The sequence below is a fragment of the Bradyrhizobium sp. GW821-FHT13H06 genome (assembly GCF_058803975.1).
On the sequence record NZ_JBXAPN010000005.1, the window covers coordinates 175,683 to 193,600 of the forward strand.

Consider the following 17,918-nt stretch of genomic DNA (forward strand, 5'->3'; position numbering starts at 1 on the left):
ATTTGCGGATGAAGTGGTGGGCCCGTCAAGCTGCGCGGTGGGTTAGTCCGGCGACATCAACGTCCAACCTGCCCGCGATCTCGCAGGAGGTGATCGGCCAGCACACACGCCATCATGGCTTCGCCGACGGGAACGGCGCGGATGCCGACGCAGGGGTCGTGGCGGCCCTTGGTGAAAATCTCGGTATCAGTGCCCTTGCGATCGACGGTGAGACGCGGCTGCAGGATCGACGAGGTCGGCTTCACTGCGAAGCGAACCACTACCGGCTGTCCGGTGGAGATGCCGCCCAGCACGCCGCCGGCATGGTTGGACAGGAAGCGCGTGCCGTCATTGCCGGTGCGCATCTCGTCCGCGTTCTCCTCGCCGGTGAGCTCGGCCGCGCCAAAGCCGGCGCCAATCTCGACGCCCTTCACAGCGTTGATGCTCATCATCGCGGCCGCGAGATCGGAATCGAGCTTGGCATAGATAGGCGCGCCGAGACCTGCCGGCACGCCGTCGGCGACGACCTCGATCACCGCGCCGATCGAGGATCCGCTCTTGCGGATGCCGTCGAGATAGGTCTCGAAGAATGCGGCCTTGTCCTTGTCGGGACAGAAGAAGGGATTCTTGGCGATCTCGTCCCAATCCCACTTGTCGCGATCGATCTTGTGCGGGCCGATCTGCACCAGCGCGCCGCGCACCCTCACATCGGGCAGGACTTTTCGCGCGATCGCGCCGGCGGCAACGCGCATCGCGGTCTCGCGTGCGGAGGAGCGGCCGCCGCCGCGATAGTCGCGCAGGCCGTACTTGGCCTCATAAGTGAAGTCGGCATGGCCCGGACGAAACTTGTCCTTGATCTCGGAATAGTCCTTGGAGCGCTGGTCGGTGTTCTCGATCAGGAGTCCGATCGGCGTGCCCGTCGTCACCTGTACGCCGGTCTCCGGATGCGCCATCACGCCGGACAGGATTTTCACCTGATCCGGCTCCTGACGCTGCGTGGTGAAGCGCGACTGGCCCGGCCGCCGGCGATCGAGATCACGCTGGATGTCGGCCTCGGTGAGCGGGATCATGGGCGGGCAGCCGTCGACCACGCAGCCGATCGCCCCCCCGTGGCTCTCGCCGAAGGTGGTGACGCGGAACATGTGGCCGAAGGTGTTGAAGGACATCGCTGCTCGCTAGCTCGTAAGTCAGTGCTGACTTGTGGTAGCGCCCGGGAACACGGCGTTCAACCCCGTTCCCGTCATTCCGGGACGATGCGCAGCATCGAACCCGGAATCTCGAGATTCCGGGTTCGCCGCTCGGGCGCCCCGGAATGACGGTGAGGAGCCTAGCTAAACTTCTCCAGCCGGCCGTCGCGGAACACGTACACTGCGCCCTGCTCGATAAAGAGCTCCGCAGCGCTGCCAGGGGTCTCGATGCCCAGGGCCACCATCAGAGCCCGGCAGGTGCCGCCATGGGCGACTGCGACGGTATCGACCAGAAGCGACTCGTACCAGTCTAGCATGCGCAGCTGCACGGCCGCGTAGGTCTCCCCGCCCGCGGGCGCGACGGTCCATTTGTCGGCGAGGCGCCTCGCATAGACGTCCGGATCGGAGGCTTCGCTCTCGGCCAGCGTCAGCCCCTCCCAGACGCCGTAGCCGATCTCACGCAGGCGATCGTCGAGCGAATAGTCCGAAGCCGGCAATTCAAGCTTCTCGCGCGCGAGTTCCATGGTCTGCCGCGCACGGCCGAGCGGGCTCGACACGTAAGGCAGCGCCGCCCTGTCCCTGCCCTCGCGCCTGAACAGATCGGCCAGAATGCTGGCCGCCTGCACGGCCTGGGCCCGGCCACGCGCATTCAGCGGGACGTCCTTGGTGCCCTGGAGTCGCCCGAGCGCGTTCCACTCGGTCTCGCCATGGCGAAGGAAGTAGATCGTGGGCACGGGCATTCCGGCTCAGGGCTAGTCCTTCCCGCCCAGCGAGATGTCCGGCGCATCCGGCCGTTTCATGCCGAGCACATGATAGCCGGAATCGACGTGATGCACCTCGCCGGTGACGCCGCGCGAGAGGTCGGAGAGGAAGTACAGCGCGCTGCCGCCGACGTCTTCGGTCGAGACGTTGCGCCGCATCGGCGCGTTGTATTCGTTCCACTTCAGGATATAGCGGAAGTCGCCGATGCCGGATGCCGCGAGCGTCTTGATCGGTCCCGCCGAGATGGCGTTGACGCGAATGTTCTTCTCGCCGAGATCGGCGGCGAGATAGCGCACGCTGGCCTCCAGCGCCGCCTTGGCGACGCCCATCACGTTGTAATGCGGCATCCATTTCTCGGCACCGTAGTAGCTGAGCGTGATGAGCGAGCCGCCATCCGTCATCAGCTTCTCGGCGCGCTGCGCCACCGCGGTGAACGAATAGCAGGAGATCAGCATCGACTTCGAAAAATTCTCCTGCGTCGTGTCGACGTAGCGGCCGTCGAGCTGCTCGCCATAGGCGATCGCGTGCACCAGGAAGTCGATCTTGCCCCACTTCTCCTTCAGCACCGCGAAGGCAGCGTCGATGGTCGCGGCATCCGTGACGTCACAATGGCCGAGCACGAGACCGCCGATCTCGGCGGCAAGCGGCTCGACGCGCTTCTTCAGCGCATCGCCCTGATAGGTGAAGGCGAGCTCGGCGCCGGCCGCGTGGCATGCCTTGGCGATGCCCCAGGCGATCGAGCGGTTGTTGGCAACACCGAGGATCACCCCGCGCTTGCCTTGCATCAGACCTGAATTCTGCGCCATTTTTGAACGTCCCGTCGAACTCTCGCTGAGGTCTGGAGGTACACCAGCCCTCCCCTGCGGTACAGCCCTAATACGCGGCGTTAACGCTGTTTCGAGTGCCGGAATAGCCGTTCCGCTCGGGTGTTATGATCGTTGAGGCGCTCGCGCCGAACGCTGGGACTTCAAGACCGCAATGAACGCGTTTCGCCAGAGTGTGGAAGTCATGATCCCGGCGTTGCGCCGCTACGCCCGCGCGCTCACGCGCGATGCGGATGCGGCCGACGATCTGGTGCAGGATACATTGGTGCGCGCGCTGCGTTCGGAACGCCTGTTTCTCGGAGGCGACGTCAGGAGCTGGCTCTATACGATCCTGACCAACCTCAACAAGAACCGGCGGCGCTCACTGGCAAGGCGGCCGCAGTTCATGCCGCTGACGGAGAACAACCCGGATGCCAGCGGGACCGAGGCCGAAGGACGTGACATCGAGAAGGCGCTGGCCACCCTCGTCGAGGAACAGCGTTCGGTGCTGCTCCTGGTGATGCTGGAAGGCATGAGCTATCGCGAGGTCGCCGACATCCAGGGCGTGCCGATCGGCACCGTGATGTCGCGCCTGGCACGCGCACGGGCCCACGTTAAAGCCTCGCTGGAGGGTGAGCGCCCGGCGCTCAGGCGGGTGAAATGAGGACAGCGTGATGCATCGCACATCGTGCGCTCGCAGCCGGCCGAGGACGCGAGCGAAGTTGAGCCACGAACGATTTTTTGGGCCGCAGAGCCAGAGACGATCGATATGAACGACCGCAATATCCCGGTGACCGAAGACGAACTGCACGCCTATGTCGACGGCGAGCTGCCGGCGGAACGTCGCGCCGATGTCGAGGCCTGGCTCGCCGCCCACCCTGACGATGCCGAGCGGGTCCAATCCTGGCGGACCATGGCCGAGATGCTGCACGCCCGCTACGATTCCGTCGCGCAGGAGCCGGTGCCGGCACGGCTGGAGCTGGAGCGGCTGGAGCGCCGCCCGCGGCAATGGCTCTATGGCGCCGCCGCGGCCGTGCTGGTTGCTTTCGTTGCCGGCGGCACGGCCGGCTGGGTGGCACATGGCGCCGCCAACGCGCCCTCCACGTTCCAGAGCCTTACGGCAGACGCGCTCGATGCCCACCGCCTTTACGTCGTCGAGGTCCGCCATCCCGTCGAAGTCGGCGGCAACGAGCGTGACCATCTCCAGGCCTGGCTGACCCGGCGCTGCGGCTGGACGGTGTTCGCTCCGAACCTGGAGGCGAGCGGGCTGAAGCTTGTCGGCGGCCGGCTTCTGCCCGGGCCGAGCGGTCCGGCGTCGTTCCTGATGTATGAGGGCGCCTCGGGTGAGCGGTACACGATTTACACCGCCAAGACCGAGAATGGTGCGACGCAGATGCGCTACGCCAGAACGGACAAGGACGGAGCGCTGTTCTGGGCCGAACGCGGCGTCGGCTACGTCGTCAGCGGCGGCGGCGATCGCGAGCGGCTGACCAAGGTGGCGCAGGCCGTGTACGACCAGGCAGAGAAAAACGGCACCTGACAGCAGCGCCATGGCCGAAGCCACGCTCTCGACGTGCTTCGCGACGCGGATGCCTCGATTCCGTCATTGAAAATTTGGAATCAAGACATCGGCGCGTCTCATTATCGCACCGGATGATCACGCGAAAATGAGCAGCGTTCGATCCGCCGATCGACGCGGGCGGCCTCGATTGGGGCTTTTGGTACCGCGCTGGTCCCCCTCTCGAGGCCGCACCTTATGCACGGCTGCCCCGCCCGACAGCCGACATGTCTTGAAGTCAGCGTCGAAGCGCGCTGCGCTTCAGACCCAAGTTGAGCATCATCCTTTCGGGAGAGAATGCTCCGATCGTCGAGGTGGCCTCGGATAGCGCCCTAGCCGAGCCCGCTACGCGGATTGTAGGGGTGGTGGTCCCGCCACTTCTCCATCAATGCTTCGAGCTCGGCGTCGTTCCCGTCCGGTAGCATAATCCTGATGGTCACGAAGAGATCCCCGGTTCCACCAGATTTCGGCAAGCCCTTGCCCTTGAGGCGGAAGGTCCGGCCGCTGGAGGTGTTCTTCGGGACCGAAAGCTCCACGGCATTGCCGAGGGTGGGCACGCGGACCTTGCCGCCGAGCACCGCCTCATACAACGTCACCGGCAGGTCGATCCTGAGGTCGGCGCCCTCGACCTTGAAGAACGGGTGCGGCGCGATGTTGATGGTGATCAGGAGATCGCCGGGCGGATGGCCTTGCGCGCTCTCGCCCTGCCCCCGGAGCCGAATCTGCTGGCCCTCGGTGACGCCGGCCGGAATCTTGACGTTGAGCTCCTTGCCCGTCGGCAGCCGGACGCGCTTCTCGCCACCCTTGGCCGACTCTTCCAGCGAGACGGACATGGCGACATTCACATCGAGATCGAGCCCAATGCCGCCGGTATCGAATTCGAACTGGGCGCCGCCGCCGGCCCCAGGCCGGGCGCCGCGCACCCCGCCGCCGAACATGCTGTTGAGGATATCCTCGAACGCGCCGCCGCCCGGGCCGCCACCCGCACCGCCGCTACGGAACGTATAGCTTTCGAACCCGCCGGGACCCGCGCGGCCGCGCGGCCCCCCGCCGCCAGGAAAACCCTGGAAGCGCGGCTTGCCCTCGGCATCAATCTCGCCGCGGTCAAACTGCTTGCGCTTGTCCTCGTCGCCGAGGATCTCGTTGGCCGAGTTGATCTCGGCGAAGCGCTCGGCGGCCTTCGGATCACCCTTGTTGCTGTCCGGATGATGCTTCTTGGCCAGCTTGCGATAGGCGCTCTTGATCGCGGCAGCGCTGGCGCTCCGCGGCACCCCCAAGACCTCATAGGGGTCGCGCATTCGTCACGTCTCCTTCAAGAAATCGAATTGTTCAAAGGGCTCCCCGCCCCACCTGCGGATCATGTGGGAAGAGAGTGGCATTTTTGCAACTAGCAGCGTGGTGAACTTAGCTCCGCCACGGCTTTAGCGTATGAATCTCCCAACGGCCACGGCTCCTTTGGCAGCCGGCGCCCTGAAGCCAGCTTTCGGTGGTGCCGTTGACATAGCTCGCCAGGAAGTCGCGGCATCTGCGTCCGTCCTCGGCGGCATAGGACTGGGCAATCGGCGTCACCGAGCCGCGCGCCCCGGTCTCCGGATTCTCCCAGTGCTGGCTGGAATCCTTGTCGCCCTTGCTGAGGACGTCCGAGGCGGCATTGCGCGCGAAGGCGAGATCGGTCTCGGTGGGCGCCGCGTCTCTCGCCGGCCGCGCGATCGAGCCGGTGAGATCGCTGTCGTCAGTCTTGGCGTAGGCACTCGTCTCATTGCGGGAGAAGCTGCAGCCGCCGGTGCCGAGCCCGATCAGAATCATCGTCACGACGAGGCCGGAGGGCCGGATCGCCGATAGGCCAACGTGATCCCATGCCCTATATAGGGCGGTAGCGGACAAGGACGCATTTTGGGCCGCGGGACGCAACTCGGACTCCAGACATGACCGACACGACCTCGATGAAACACCAGACACCCTTAACATCCGGTGATTTCACCGCCGCCGACGAGCCATTTGCGCTGTTCGAGGCCTGGCTGAACGAGGCGACCAAGAGCGAGCCGAACGATCCGAATGCCATGGCGCTCGCAACCGTCGACCCTGACGGGCTGCCGGACGTCCGCATGGTGCTGATGAAGGGCTTCGATACCGAGGGTTTCGTCTTCTACAGCCACATCGCCAGCCAGAAGGGCCGCGAACTCGCCGCAAATCCTAAGGCAGCGTTACTGTTTCACTGGAAGTCGCTGCGCCGTCAGGTCCGCATCCGCGGCAACGTGACGCCGGTGACCGAAGCCGAGGCCGACGCCTATTTCGCCACCCGCCCCAAGCAGGCCCAGATCGGCGCCTGGGCGAGCAAGCAGTCGCAAGAGCTTGAGAGCCGCTTCGCCTTCGAGCAGGCCATCGCCAAGGTTGCGGCCAGATATGTCATCGGCGAAGTGCCGCGGCCGCAGGGCTGGAGCGGCTGGCGCATCACGCCGCTGCGGATCGAATTCTGGCACGACCGCCCGTTCCGCCTGCACGACCGCATCGAATTTCGCCGTGACGCTGCCGGCCAGCCGTGGTCCAAGACGCGGATGTATCCTTGAGCCTTGATCTTAGCCTTGATCTTTAGCCTTGATTTTAGCCTTGGGCCGAACTGAAAGATGTCCATGCCGCATTCGTCCAATGCGCCGCGCCGCACGCTGCTCCTGACCGGAGCAAGCCGCGGCATCGGCCACGCCACCGTGATCCGCTTTTCCTCGGCGGGATGGCGCGTCATCACCTGCTCGCGGCATCCTTTCCCGGAGGACTGCCCGTGGGACGCGGGGCCCGAGGACCACATTCAAGTCGACCTCGGCGATCCCAAGGACACTGCGCGCGCGATCTCCGATATCCGCAACCGGCTGGAGGGCGGCACGCTGCATGCGCTGGTCAACAACGCCGCGATCTCGCCGAAGGGCCCGGGCGGCTCCCGGCTCGGCTCGGTCGACACCGACCTCGACACCTGGACGCATGTCTTCCATGTCAACTTCTTCGCGCCGATCATGATGGCACGCGGGCTGATCGAGGAATTGAAGGCGGCCAAGGGCTCGGTCGTGAACGTCACCTCGATCGCGGGCTCGCGCGTGCACCCCTTCGCGGGCGCCGCCTACGCCACCTCGAAGGCGGCGCTCGCCTCGCTGACGCGCGAGATGGCGTCCGATTTCGGCCGCATCGGCGTCCGCGTCAACGCGATCGCGCCGGGCGAGATCGATACCTCGATCCTGTCGCCGGGCACCGAGAAGATCGTCGAGCAGCAGATCCCGATGCACCGCCTCGGCACGCCCGACGAAGTGGCAAAAATCATCTACGTGCTGTGCACGGACACCAGCTCTTACGTCAACGGCGCCGAGATCCACATCAACGGCGGCCAGCACGTGTAGGCGTCACTGTCATTGCGAGCGCAGCGAAGCAATCCAGAATCTTTCCGTGGAAAGACTCTGGATTGCTTCGTCGCAAGAGCTCCTCGCAATGACGGAATTGGAACCAGCGTTCGGGAAGCAAGGCGATCCAGACAACGCCGCCGCAAGGCCTGGATCGCCCTTACCTTCCGTTCCTCAATCGAGTCGAATCCGACGCGACCTCTCGCGCGGCCGCGGAGCGGCCGTGCTGAATGCAGTCGAGCAGTCGTCGTCGTTCTCACCATCGAGCAGCGGAGCACCACAGTGCCGGCACATGCGTGCCGACATCGACGGCGCCTTGCCGCTCGCCAGGACCTGGCGATAGTTCGCCAGATCGATGACGTTGCGGGGCGTCGTTATGTGTTTCTCAACCATGGCTGTTCCTCGCGGCTACGCACTGCTTATCGCAGACAAGTTTCGCGCAAACGTTCAGCCCACCGCTCAAATTTTACCGGAGGAATTGCGGCACGGCGCGGACATCACGGCACCGCCTCAATCCCGATCTATTCTGCGACACGTTCTACTGTGTCTCCGCGAGCGGCGTAAGGTCTCGGTAGGTATCTTCGCTCGAGCACGACTCCTACAGCCACTTCTTCCATTTGAAGATCCAGTACGGGACGACCGCGGCGACCAGCATCATCACCAGCGCCATCGGATAGCCGTGCACCCATTCGAGTTCCGGCATCACCTTGAAGTTCATGCCGTAGACCGAAGCGATCAGCGTCGGCGGCATCAGGACGACGGCCATCACCGAGAACAGCTTGATGATGTTGTTCTGCTCGAGATTGACGACGCCGAGCATGGCGTCGAGCACGAAGGTGATCTTGTTGGAGAGATAGGAGGCGTGGTCGGTCAACGAGGCGACGTCGCGCTGCATGGTCTTGAGCTGCTCGCGCATGTCCTTCGACCATTTCACACCCTCGACCACCGCGGACAGGAACGTCACGACGCGACCGATCGACACCAGACTCTCGCGAACCTTCGAGGTCAAATCACCCTTGCGGCCGATCGAGATCAGGATCTGGGAGTACCTCTTTGCCTGCCCGTGGCGCGCGCTCTCGGGCTCGAAGATGTCGTGCGAGACCTGATCGATCTCGGCGCCGCAACGCTCCAGAATATCGGCGCAGCGGTCGATCACCGCATCCAGCAGCTCCATCAGCACCATCTCGCCCGTGACGGAAGGCGTGCAGGAGCGAGAGAGCTTGGCCTCGACCAGCGCGAACGGCTTCGGCTGGTCATATCGCACCGTCACCAGGCGGTGGTCGCCGAGGATGAAGGTCACCGCCGTGGTCCGGGGCATGTCGGTATCGGAATGGCACATCAGCGTCGCAGTCATGTAGCGCGCGCCGTTCTCCATATAGAGGCGGCTGGAGATCTCGATCTCCTGCATATCTTCCCGGGTCGGGATGGCGATGCCCGCGAGCCGCTCCACGGCCTTGTCCTCGGCCGCGCTCGGATTGACGAGGTCGATCCAGACGGCGTTCTCCGGCACGGCCGCAAGATCCTCGATGACCGCCTTCTTGAGGGCGGACTCGGAGGGAACAAACACCGAAAACATGAAAAGCTCCAGAGATCCTGCGACAGCCAGCCCTTAGCGCGATTCTGGCAGGTTCACGATGACAACTACATTAACGGAGCGTTTGGACTTGCGGCGACCCGAGGCTCAACTGTGGCACGGAATCGACAGTTCGCCGCATCTCGCCGAAAAAACCGCACAACACCGCAAAATTTGCGGCAGAAAAGCCACAGCTAGGGTCTCGTAGCGCGGGAAAAGACCTTCAGAGCTGGAATTGTGGCGGATTTCAACGATAATGGGCTTAACGGAGTCGAGGAACTTGGGCGCCAAGCTCAAGCCTTCCGTGCGGTATTGTTTTGATTGGAACCAAACCATGTCGTCGCTGAAAGTTATGTTTGGGATTTTTGCCGCCGGCCTGATGCTGTCGGGCTGCATGCAGGCCACTCACTATGAGGCGACCGACACCAAGGCCTTCAAGCCGAAGGACAAGGAACTGCTCGCCAAGGTCAAATACGAGAACACCCCGGTCGCAGAGCCGTTCCGCCGCGCCATCGTCGAATACCACCGCAAGGAATCGCCGGGCTCGATCGTGGTCGATTCCGACAACCATTACCTCTATTACGTGCTGGATGGCGGCAAGGCGATCCGCTACGGCATCACCGTTGGCGAAGAAGCCATGGCCTGGTCGGGCATCGCCAAGGTGGGCAGCAAGACCGAGTGGCCGGCCTGGCACCCCACCCCCGGCGAAATTTCGCGTCTGGGCGTACCGACCTATGTCGCCCCCGGCCCGGACAATCCGATGGGCTCCCGCGCGCTGTACCTCTATTCGGGGGGCAAGGACACGCTGTTCCGCATCCACGGCACCAACCAGCCGGAATATATCGGCGCCTCGATCTCGTCAGGCTGCATCCGCCTGACCAACGAGGACGCGATCGATCTCTATGATCGCGTCAAGGTTGGCACCCTCGTCGTGGTGCTCGAGCCCAAGCACGGCGACTCGCCGTACAATTCGCGATTGGCGCTCGGCAACAGCCAAACCGGCCAGGCGGCCAGCTACTGATCGCCTCCGATCTCTGGACAACAAAAGGCGCCGGTTTTACCGGCGCTTTTTTGTTGCCTGCTTGGACGATTGAGACTTCTTGGCGGGGAGCGATTTCTCTTCAGGTGAAGACGATTTCTCCGCCGGCTCGTCGTCAGCGCCTTCCTTCGCCTCAGGCTTGGCCGCGACCTCGCGCGGCGGCGCCTCCTCGGGACGTTCCGCCGGCAGGAGCGGGGCGACCTGCGGCAGAGGATCCCAGACGTTCCACTGGCAGATGCGGTAGTCGTTGCGGCGCTGCGCCAGATCGAGATGGATGTGGTCCTCATGGTACCAGTCCGAGCCAGGACCGAGCACGGTGGAAAAGCGCGCGCAGACCGAGTGCAGCACGCGCTCGCGAACGTCGCGCGACAGGGTGCGGTCCGTGAGGCCGATCGACTGCCCATTGACAAGCTTGATGGCGCGGATGTCGATGGCATTGGCCTTGCCGTGCTCGGACAGCAGCGCGCCAGCGACGCGGTTGCGACCGCGACACTCGAAGGAATCGAAATTGTCGAGGTCGCTGATGGGCGAGCCGAGGCTGGCGGCCAGCGGCACCATGTCCTTGCGCAGCCAATCGGCGATCGCGGACGCCATGGCGCAGCGAAGGATGGCCGCCGGCTTGACCGTCACCTTGCGCTTGTCCGGCAGCACGACGGCTTCCAGCCGCACCAGATCCTCGCCGCCGCAGGCGCCGGGGCCGCGGATGTCCGGGATCGAGGGCGCGATCGCAATATCCTCTGTCAGCGCGAGGCGGCAGGCTGAGGCCTGTTTCTGGGGTGACGGCGCAGCCTCGGCAGGCTTGTCGGCGCTCGGCTGGTCTGGAGACGACTTTCCCCCTGCCTCCGGCGGGGCCTCGTCCGAGGCCTTGCTCGGTGCCTTGGGAGCCTCTTCGGGGCGCGGTCTTGGCAGCGGAATCTTGGCGGCATGAGCGGCAGCGCGCGGCCGTGGTGTACCAAGGCCGAAGATATCGAATGGCGCAGGATATTTCCGTGCCTCTGCCCTCTCGGCAGGCACGAGCAGCAGCCCGAGCGCGGCGGTAACCATTGCCGCGCCGACGGACATATAGCCGCGACAAGACCATTTGCGGCGAAAGTCCGGCACGCTAAAAGTCATGACAAGTCTTTGGCCCAATGCTGAGAGCGACAACGCGCCCAGCGACTTTTCGGAGGAACGTCGGAATGCTTGGTTTGATGCAAGATTGGCCCCTGCTCTGCCACCGGATCATCGAACACGCCGCCAGGATTCATGGCAAGCAGGAGGTGGTCACACGCTCGGTCGAGGGACCGATCCACCGCACCACCTACGCCGAGATCCACAAGCGCGCGCTCAAGGTCTCGCAGATGCTGGAGCGCGACGGTATCAAGCTCGGCGACCGGGTCGCAACGATCGCCTGGAACACCTGGCGCCATCTCGAGGTCTGGTACGGCATCATGGGGATCGGTGCCATCTGCCACACGGTCAATCCTCGCCTTTTCCCGGAGCAGATCGCCTGGATCATCAATCATGCGCAGGACCGCATCGTGATGACCGACATCACCTTCGTTCCGATCCTGGAGAAGATCGCCGACAAGCTGCCGAGCGTGGAGCGCTACGTCGTGCTCACCGACAAGGCGCATATGCCGGAGACCACGCTGAAGAACGTGGTCGCCTACGAGGACTGGATCGCCGAGGCCGACGGCAAATTCAAGTGGAAGGAGTTCGACGAGAACACGGCAGCCGCGATGTGTTACACCTCCGGCACGACCGGCGATCCCAAGGGTGTGCTGTATTCGCATCGCTCCAACGTGTTGCACGCGCTGATGGCCAACAATGTCGACGCGCTCGGCACCAGCGCGTCCGAGACAATGCTGCCGGTGGTTCCGCTGTTCCATGCCAACAGCTGGGGCATCGCCTTTTCCGCGCCCTCGCAGGGCACCAAGCTGGTCATGCCCGGCGCCAAGCTCGACGGCGCCTCGGTCTATGAGCTGCTCTCGACCGAGAAGGTGACGCACACCGCCGGCGTCCCGACGGTGTGGCTGATGCTGCTCCAGCACATGGCCGCCAACAATCTCAAGCTGCCGGATCTGAAGATGGTGATCTGCGGCGGCTCGGCGATGCCGCGCTCGATGATCAAGGCCTTCCTCGACATGGGCTCCCACGTCCGTCACGCCTGGGGCATGACCGAGATGAGCCCGATCGGCAGCGTCGCGGCGCTGAAGCCGCCGTTCCAGAATGCCACCGGAGAGCCGCTGCTCGACGTGCTCCAGATGCAGGGTTATGCGCCCTTCGCCGTGCAGATGAAGATCACCGACGATGCCGGCAAGGAGCTGCCTTGGGACGGCAAGACGTTCGGCCGGCTCAAGGTCTCCGGTCCCGCGGTGGCCAAGGCCTATTACCGCGTCGACACCAACATCCTCGACGAGGAAGGCTTCTTCGACACCGGCGACGTCTCGACGATCGACGAGGACGGCTACATGCGGATCACCGACCGCTCCAAGGACGTGATCAAGTCCGGCGGCGAGTGGATCTCCTCGATCGACCTCGAAAACCTCGCAGTCGGCCATCCGGCCGTGGCGGAAGCCGCCGTGATCGGCGTATTCCATCCCAAATGGGATGAGCGGCCGCTCTTGATCGTGCAGCTCAAGCAGGGCCAGCAGGCCACACGCGAGGACATCCTGAAGTTCATGGACGGCAAGATCGCCAAATGGTGGATGCCCGACGACGTCGCCTTCGTCGAAGGTATTCCACATACGGCCACCGGCAAGATCCTGAAGACGGCGCTGCGCGACCAGTTCAAGGATTATCGCTTCCCGAACGCGGCCGCTTAGCACGCGAAGCCACACTCCGTCACTCCGGGGTGGTCCGAAGGACCAGACCTCAGGTGCGCAATTGCGCACCGGGGAATCCAGAGATTCCGGGTTCGATGCCGTTGGCATCATCCCGGAATGACGGGCCAGTAACAGTCCGGTCTCCCTTGAATTTGCTCTCGGGCCGTGGTCTCAACGGCGTATCGTCGCGCCAGATCGGCCGGCGCCGCCCTCAACATCCGGCAGAGCTCACCCGATGGCCCGCAGGTTTTCCGCTCCCTACCAGTCGGAGCCCGTGTCCAGCCTGGCGAGCTGGGCGCGCAATCTGGCCGTGTTCGCGGTGGTGGCGGTGGTGGTGTCGGTCATCGTCGTCCGCTTCGATTTCCTGGAGCCGAAGCCGGCGCTTGCGACTTTCTTCGGCGGGCTCGCGATATCAGGCCTCTCGATCTTGTTCGGGCTCGCGGGCTTTGCCGCGATCTGGCAGAACGGCTCGCGGGGCATGGCGCGCATCCTGCTCGCCTTCCTGATCGACGGGGCAATCCTCGCCTATCCCGCCTATCTCGGCCTGCAATATCGCAAGCTGCCGTCGATCTACGACATCACCACCGACCCGATCGATCCGCCGCGCTTCGACGCGATGGCGCGGCTGCGCACCGGCGAGGGCACCAACACCGCGGTCTATGCCGGCCTCTACTCGGCGGAGCAGCAGCGCCGCTTCTATCCCGAAATCGTGCCCGTCGAGCTCGAGATTTCCGTCGACCGCGCCTATGCGATCGCGCTCCAGCTCGTGCACAAGCGCAAATGGATCGTCATCGACGAGCGCGCGCCGCAGCCGCCGCGCCGCATCGGCCGCATCGAGGCGGTGGCGCGCACGCCGATCATGGGTTTTCGCGAGGACGTTTCGATAAGGGTCGTGCCGGATGGCGATGATTCCCGGGTCGACATGCGCTCCGCTTCGCGCAATTTCGACAGCGATCTCGGCAGCAACGCCGCGCGCATCAAGAAGTTCATCGACGATCTCAACACCGCCGCCGATGCCGACGCGCTCAAGCCGGTGAAGAAGACGCCGGTCGCGCCGCCCAAGGCGCCGGCGAAGACGGTGAAAAAATAGCGAATTGGCGAGTGGCGAATAGCGAATGGAGAAACACAATTCGCCACTCCCTATTCGCCATTCGCCCCTAGGCCAGCCGATACGTCCCGCCGATCACGGGATCGCCATCGGTCGCGACCACGCCGCGTGCGACCAGGTCTTCGAGGTGCGCCAGCACGGAGTAGCCGGCGGCCGTCGTCAGCCTCGGATCGATACCGATATAGATCGCGCGGACCATCGTCGGGATGTCGGTCTCGCCCTTGGCGAGGCGGTGCAGGATCGAGGCCTCACGCGCCTTGCGGTGACGGATCAGGAAGCGCACGAAGCGCTGACCCTCGGGGATCTCGGGGCCGTGGCCCGAGAAATAGAGATCCTCCTCGCGTGCCGCGAGCCGGTCCAGCGAATCCATGTAGTCGATCATCGAGCCGTCGGGCGGCGCCACAATGGAGGTCGACCAGCCCATCACATGATCGCCGACGAAGTTGAACTTTCGCTCGGGCCAGGCGAATGCCAGATGATTGGCCGTGTGGCCCGGCGTCGCCACTGCCTCGAGCCGCCAGCCGTCGCCTTCGACGACGTCGCCATGTGCGAGGTTGACGTCTGGCGCAAAATCGCGGTCGACGCCGGATTCCGGATTGTGCTTCTCGCTCTCGAAACGCGGGCGCGAGGCGCGATGCGGGCCTTCGGCATAGACCGGCGCACCTGTCGCCTGCTTGATGCGCGCGGTGTTCGGCGAATGGTCGCGATGGGTGTGGGTGACGAAGATATGGCTCACCGTCTCGCCGCGCACGGCATCGAGCAGCGCAGCCGCATGCGCCTCATCGTCCGGACCGGGATCGATGATGGCAACATTGCCCTTGCCCACGATGTAACTGACCGTACCGGTGAAGGTGAACGGGCTCGGATTGTTGCAGAGCACACGCCGCACGCCGGGGCGGACCTCCTCGACGATGCCGGGCTTCAGCGGAAAGTTGCGGTTGAACGGGACGTCGTCATTGTCGGACATGGCTTGCTCATATCTTGCTGACTTCGTCATGCCCGGCCTTGTGCCGGGCATCCACGTTCGTCGCTTGGGCCAGAACGTGGATGGCCGGGACGAGCCCGGCCATGACGGAGTTTTTGGCGAGTTCTCTTGCCTACCACCCCTAGCCGCTTTGGCTCAGAAAAACGCCTGGATGCCCGTGATCGCACGGCCCAGGATCAGGGCGTGGACGTCGTGGGTGCCCTCATAGGTGTTGACCGTCTCGAGGTTATGGACGTGGCGCATCACGTGGTACTCGATCGAGATGCCGTTGCCGCCGTGCATGTCGCGGGCGGTGCGGGCGATATCGAGGGCCTTGCCGCAATTGTTGCGCTTGACGATCGAGATCATCTCGGGCGCGAACTTGCCCTCGTCCATCAGGCGGCCGACGCGCAAGGAGGCTTGCAGGCCCAGCGCGATCTCGGTCTCCATGTCGGCGAGCTTCTTCTGCACCAGCTGGGTCGCGGCGAGCGGCTTGCCGAACTGCTTGCGGTCGAGCGTGTACTGGCGGGCGCGATGCATGCAGTCCTCGGCGGCCCCCAACGCACCCCAGGAGATGCCGTAGCGAGCGCGGTTGAGGCAGCCGAACGGGCCCTTCAGGCCGGAGACGTTGGGCAGCAGGGCGTCTTCCGGAACCACGACGCCGTCCATCACGACTTCGCCGGTGATCGAGGCGCGCAAGGACAGCTTGCCGCCGATCTTCGGCGCCGACAGGCCCTTCATGCCCTTCTCCAGCACGAAGCCGCGGATCTGGTTGTCGTGCGCGGCCGACTTGGCCCAGACCACGAACACGTCGGCGATCGGCGCATTCGAGATCCACATCTTGCTGCCGGTGAGGCGATAGCCGTCCGAGACCTTCTCCGCGCGGGTCTTCATGCCGGCGGGATCGGAGCCGGCGTCAGGCTCCGTCAGGCCGAAGCAGCCGACCCACTCGCCGCTGGCGAGCTTCGGCAGGTACTTCTTGCGCTGGTTCTCGTCGCCATAAGCGTAGATCGGGTACATCACCAGCGAGGACTGCACCGAGTTCATCGAGCGATAGCCGGAATCGACCCGCTCGATCTCGCGTGCGACGAGGCCGTAAGCCACGTAGCTCGCGTTGGCGCAGCCATATTCCTCAGGCAGCGTGATGCCGATCAGGCCGAGCTCGCCCATCTCATTGAAGATCTCGCGGTCGGTCTTCTCTTCGAGATAGGCCTTGGAGACCCGCGGCAGCAGCTTGTCCTGGGCGTAGGCGCGGGCGGTGTCGCGCACCATGCGCTCGTCTTCGGTCAGCTGCTCGTCGAGCAGGAACGGATCGTCCCACTGGAAAGAAGCCGCAGCCGGCTTGTCCTTGGCCTGAGGGCGCACGCTCATGAAACGTCCTTTCGCGTCTGGTTCCGTCAATAATTGCCCGACAAACTAAAGCGCCGCGGCAACAAGTTCAATTGCATCCTGGTTTCGGTCATTCCGGCTCGCGCCACGGCCTGAACCTGGAAACGTTCTGGTCAGCTTTCGAGCTGCTCGTTGGCGACGATCTCGATGCCGAAGCCCGACAGACCCTTGTAGTCGTGCACCGAGGAGGTGAGATGCCGGATCGAGGTGACGCCGAGGTCGCGCAAGATCTGCGCGCCGACACCGACCTCGCGCCACTGTCGGTTGCGGTCGGCCTCCGTCGACGACTCGTCCGGCAGCGGCGCCACGGGGACGCCGGCCGCGCCATCGCGCAGGTAAACCAGCACGCCGCGGCCCGATTTCTTGAAATGCTCGAGCACGGCCGCCATGCGCTTGTGACCGGTGAAGGTGTCCTTGACGATGTTCGGCTTGTGGAAGCGCGTCAGCACGTTCTTGCCGTCGCCGACGCCGTTATAGACGAAGGCGACGTGAGCGATGGAATCGAACGGCGAGCGGTAGGCATAGCCCTGCAAGGGACCGATCGGGCTCTCGGTGACGAAGGTCGAGACCCGCTCGATCAGCTTTTCGCGCGCCTGGCGGTAAGCGATCATATCCGCGATGGTGACGTGCTTGAGCTTGTGCTGGGCGGCGAAGCGGGCGACCTGTTCGCCCTTCATCACGCTGCCGTCGTCGTTCATGAGCTCGCTGATGACGCCGACCGGCGGCAGGCCCGAGAGCTTGCAGAGGTCGACGGCAGCCTCGGTATGGCCGGAGCGCAGCAGCACGCCGCCATCCTTTGCGATCAGCGGGAAGATGTGGCCGGGCCGGGCGAAGTCGTTGGCGCCGACATTGGGATTGGCGAGCGCGCGGCAGCACGAGGCGCGCTCCTCGGCGGAGATGCCGGTGCCGCCATCGGGCTTGTAGTCGATCGAGACCGTGAACGCGGTGGTGTGCGCGGAATCGTTGTGGGCGACCATCGGATCGAGCCGCAGGCGGCGCGCATCCTCGGTCGTCACGGGAGCGCAGACGATGCCGGAGGTATGGCGGATGATGAAGGCCATCTTGTCGGCGGTGCAGAGCGAGGCTGCGACGATCAGATCGCCCTCGCCCTCGCGGTCCTCGTCGTCGGTGACGACCACGAGCTCACCCCGGGCAAAGGCCTGCAAGACTTCCTGGACGGTATCGGGCATTCCCAATCTCTATCGGTTATGGGCCGGAGGCTCAGCCGGACGCCTTAGCTGGACTTGGCCCCGGATGCTAGTGTCCTGGACGCAACCGCATATGCCCCGGGGCAGGCCCGTCCACGCGGTTTCAGGCTTGCACCGAAGATACCAGGGATATAGGCGCGCAGGGCCCGCAAAGAAGG

The 17,918-nt window shown here is 64.5% G+C and carries 18 protein-coding genes; 7 read left to right on the forward strand and 11 right to left on the reverse strand.

Annotation, left to right across the window (positions count from 1 at the left end; all coding sequences use genetic code 11):
* Positions 1-56: 56 nt before the first annotated feature.
* The 3 genes from aroC to fabI all read right to left on the reverse strand — a co-directional run bounded on the left by aroC (position 57) and on the right by fabI (position 2,734).
* Entirely contained in the window at positions 57-1,145 is a 1,089-nt protein-coding gene (gene aroC / locus AC1RQP_RS22320) for a chorismate synthase (RefSeq protein ID WP_492938535.1), read from the reverse strand.
* 161 nt (positions 1,146-1,306) lie between these two features.
* Positions 1,307-1,906, reverse strand: coding sequence for a histidine phosphatase family protein (locus AC1RQP_RS22325; protein WP_239621988.1), 600 nt, complete (start codon positions 1,904-1,906; stop codon positions 1,307-1,309).
* 12 nt (positions 1,907-1,918) lie between these two features.
* Entirely contained in the window at positions 1,919-2,734 is an 816-nt protein-coding gene (gene fabI / locus AC1RQP_RS22330; RefSeq protein ID WP_028180364.1) for an enoyl-ACP reductase FabI, read from the reverse strand.
* A 172-nt stretch (positions 2,735-2,906) separates the two neighbouring features.
* Here fabI and AC1RQP_RS22335 point away from each other — a divergent pair, with 172 nt between their 5' ends.
* The gene (locus tag AC1RQP_RS22335; RefSeq protein WP_028180365.1) at positions 2,907-3,395 is read left to right on the forward strand and encodes a sigma-70 family RNA polymerase sigma factor; all 489 of its coding nucleotides are present in this window, start codon (positions 2,907-2,909) and stop codon (positions 3,393-3,395) included.
* A gap of 105 nt (positions 3,396-3,500) precedes the next feature.
* Positions 3,501-4,271 (forward strand): anti-sigma factor family protein, encoded by a 771-nt coding sequence (locus AC1RQP_RS22340; RefSeq protein ID WP_492938536.1) that lies wholly within the window; start codon positions 3,501-3,503, stop codon positions 4,269-4,271.
* Positions 4,272-4,621: 350 nt separating this feature from the next.
* Here AC1RQP_RS22340 and AC1RQP_RS22345 read toward each other — a convergent pair whose 3' ends face one another.
* A complete protein-coding gene (locus tag AC1RQP_RS22345; protein ID WP_239621986.1) occupies positions 4,622-5,587 on the reverse strand; it encodes a DnaJ C-terminal domain-containing protein in 966 nt (321 codons plus the stop codon).
* A gap of 106 nt (positions 5,588-5,693) precedes the next feature.
* Entirely contained in the window at positions 5,694-6,095 is a 402-nt protein-coding gene (locus AC1RQP_RS22350; RefSeq protein ID WP_492938733.1) for an RT0821/Lpp0805 family surface protein, read from the reverse strand.
* Positions 6,096-6,214: 119 nt separating this feature from the next.
* Between AC1RQP_RS22350 and pdxH the strand changes: the two genes are divergently transcribed.
* On the forward strand, positions 6,215-6,856 hold the full coding sequence (gene pdxH, locus AC1RQP_RS22355) for a pyridoxamine 5'-phosphate oxidase (RefSeq protein WP_492938537.1): 642 nt from the start codon (positions 6,215-6,217) through the stop codon (positions 6,854-6,856).
* 63 nt (positions 6,857-6,919) lie between these two features.
* Positions 6,920-7,672, forward strand: coding sequence for an SDR family NAD(P)-dependent oxidoreductase (locus AC1RQP_RS22360; RefSeq protein WP_239629609.1), 753 nt, complete (start codon positions 6,920-6,922; stop codon positions 7,670-7,672).
* A gap of 174 nt (positions 7,673-7,846) precedes the next feature.
* Here AC1RQP_RS22360 and AC1RQP_RS22365 read toward each other — a convergent pair whose 3' ends face one another.
* Together AC1RQP_RS22365 and AC1RQP_RS22370 are read right to left on the reverse strand one after the other, a co-directional pair.
* Positions 7,847-8,065 carry a hypothetical protein gene (locus tag AC1RQP_RS22365; RefSeq protein WP_239621983.1) on the reverse strand — a complete coding sequence of 73 codons (219 nt, stop codon included), beginning with the start codon at positions 8,063-8,065 and terminating at the stop codon, positions 7,847-7,849.
* Positions 8,066-8,270: 205 nt separating this feature from the next.
* On the reverse strand, positions 8,271-9,248 hold the full coding sequence (locus tag AC1RQP_RS22370; RefSeq protein ID WP_239621982.1) for a magnesium transporter CorA family protein: 978 nt from the start codon (positions 9,246-9,248) through the stop codon (positions 8,271-8,273).
* 331 nt (positions 9,249-9,579) lie between these two features.
* On the opposite strand from AC1RQP_RS22370, the gene AC1RQP_RS22375 reads away from it, so the two are divergent.
* Positions 9,580-10,266, forward strand: coding sequence for a L,D-transpeptidase (locus AC1RQP_RS22375; RefSeq protein ID WP_239621981.1), 687 nt, complete (start codon positions 9,580-9,582; stop codon positions 10,264-10,266).
* 36 nt (positions 10,267-10,302) lie between these two features.
* Here the strand turns inward: AC1RQP_RS22375 and AC1RQP_RS22380 are convergent, their stop codons facing one another.
* The gene (locus AC1RQP_RS22380; RefSeq protein ID WP_492938538.1) at positions 10,303-11,397 is read right to left on the reverse strand and encodes an extensin family protein; all 1,095 of its coding nucleotides are present in this window, start codon (positions 11,395-11,397) and stop codon (positions 10,303-10,305) included.
* A 65-nt stretch (positions 11,398-11,462) separates the two neighbouring features.
* Here AC1RQP_RS22380 and AC1RQP_RS22385 point away from each other — a divergent pair, with 65 nt between their 5' ends.
* Positions 11,463-13,091 (forward strand): fatty-acid--CoA ligase, encoded by a 1,629-nt coding sequence (locus AC1RQP_RS22385; RefSeq protein ID WP_492938539.1) that lies wholly within the window; start codon positions 11,463-11,465, stop codon positions 13,089-13,091.
* 235 nt (positions 13,092-13,326) lie between these two features.
* Complete coding sequence (locus AC1RQP_RS22390) at positions 13,327-14,181, forward strand: DUF1499 domain-containing protein (RefSeq protein ID WP_239621978.1); 855 nt, start codon at positions 13,327-13,329, stop codon at positions 14,179-14,181.
* 67 nt (positions 14,182-14,248) lie between these two features.
* Here the strand turns inward: AC1RQP_RS22390 and AC1RQP_RS22395 are convergent, their stop codons facing one another.
* From AC1RQP_RS22395 to ribB, 3 genes are all read right to left on the reverse strand, one after another.
* Positions 14,249-15,166, reverse strand: a complete 918-nt coding sequence (locus AC1RQP_RS22395) for an MBL fold metallo-hydrolase (RefSeq protein ID WP_492938540.1) — start codon at positions 15,164-15,166, stop codon at positions 14,249-14,251.
* A 153-nt stretch (positions 15,167-15,319) separates the two neighbouring features.
* On the reverse strand, positions 15,320-16,534 hold the full coding sequence (locus AC1RQP_RS22400; RefSeq protein ID WP_024340297.1) for an acyl-CoA dehydrogenase: 1,215 nt from the start codon (positions 16,532-16,534) through the stop codon (positions 15,320-15,322).
* 131 nt (positions 16,535-16,665) lie between these two features.
* Positions 16,666-17,742 (reverse strand): 3,4-dihydroxy-2-butanone-4-phosphate synthase, encoded by a 1,077-nt coding sequence (ribB, locus tag AC1RQP_RS22405; RefSeq protein WP_239621975.1) that lies wholly within the window; start codon positions 17,740-17,742, stop codon positions 16,666-16,668.
* Positions 17,743-17,918: the final 176 nt, after the last annotated feature.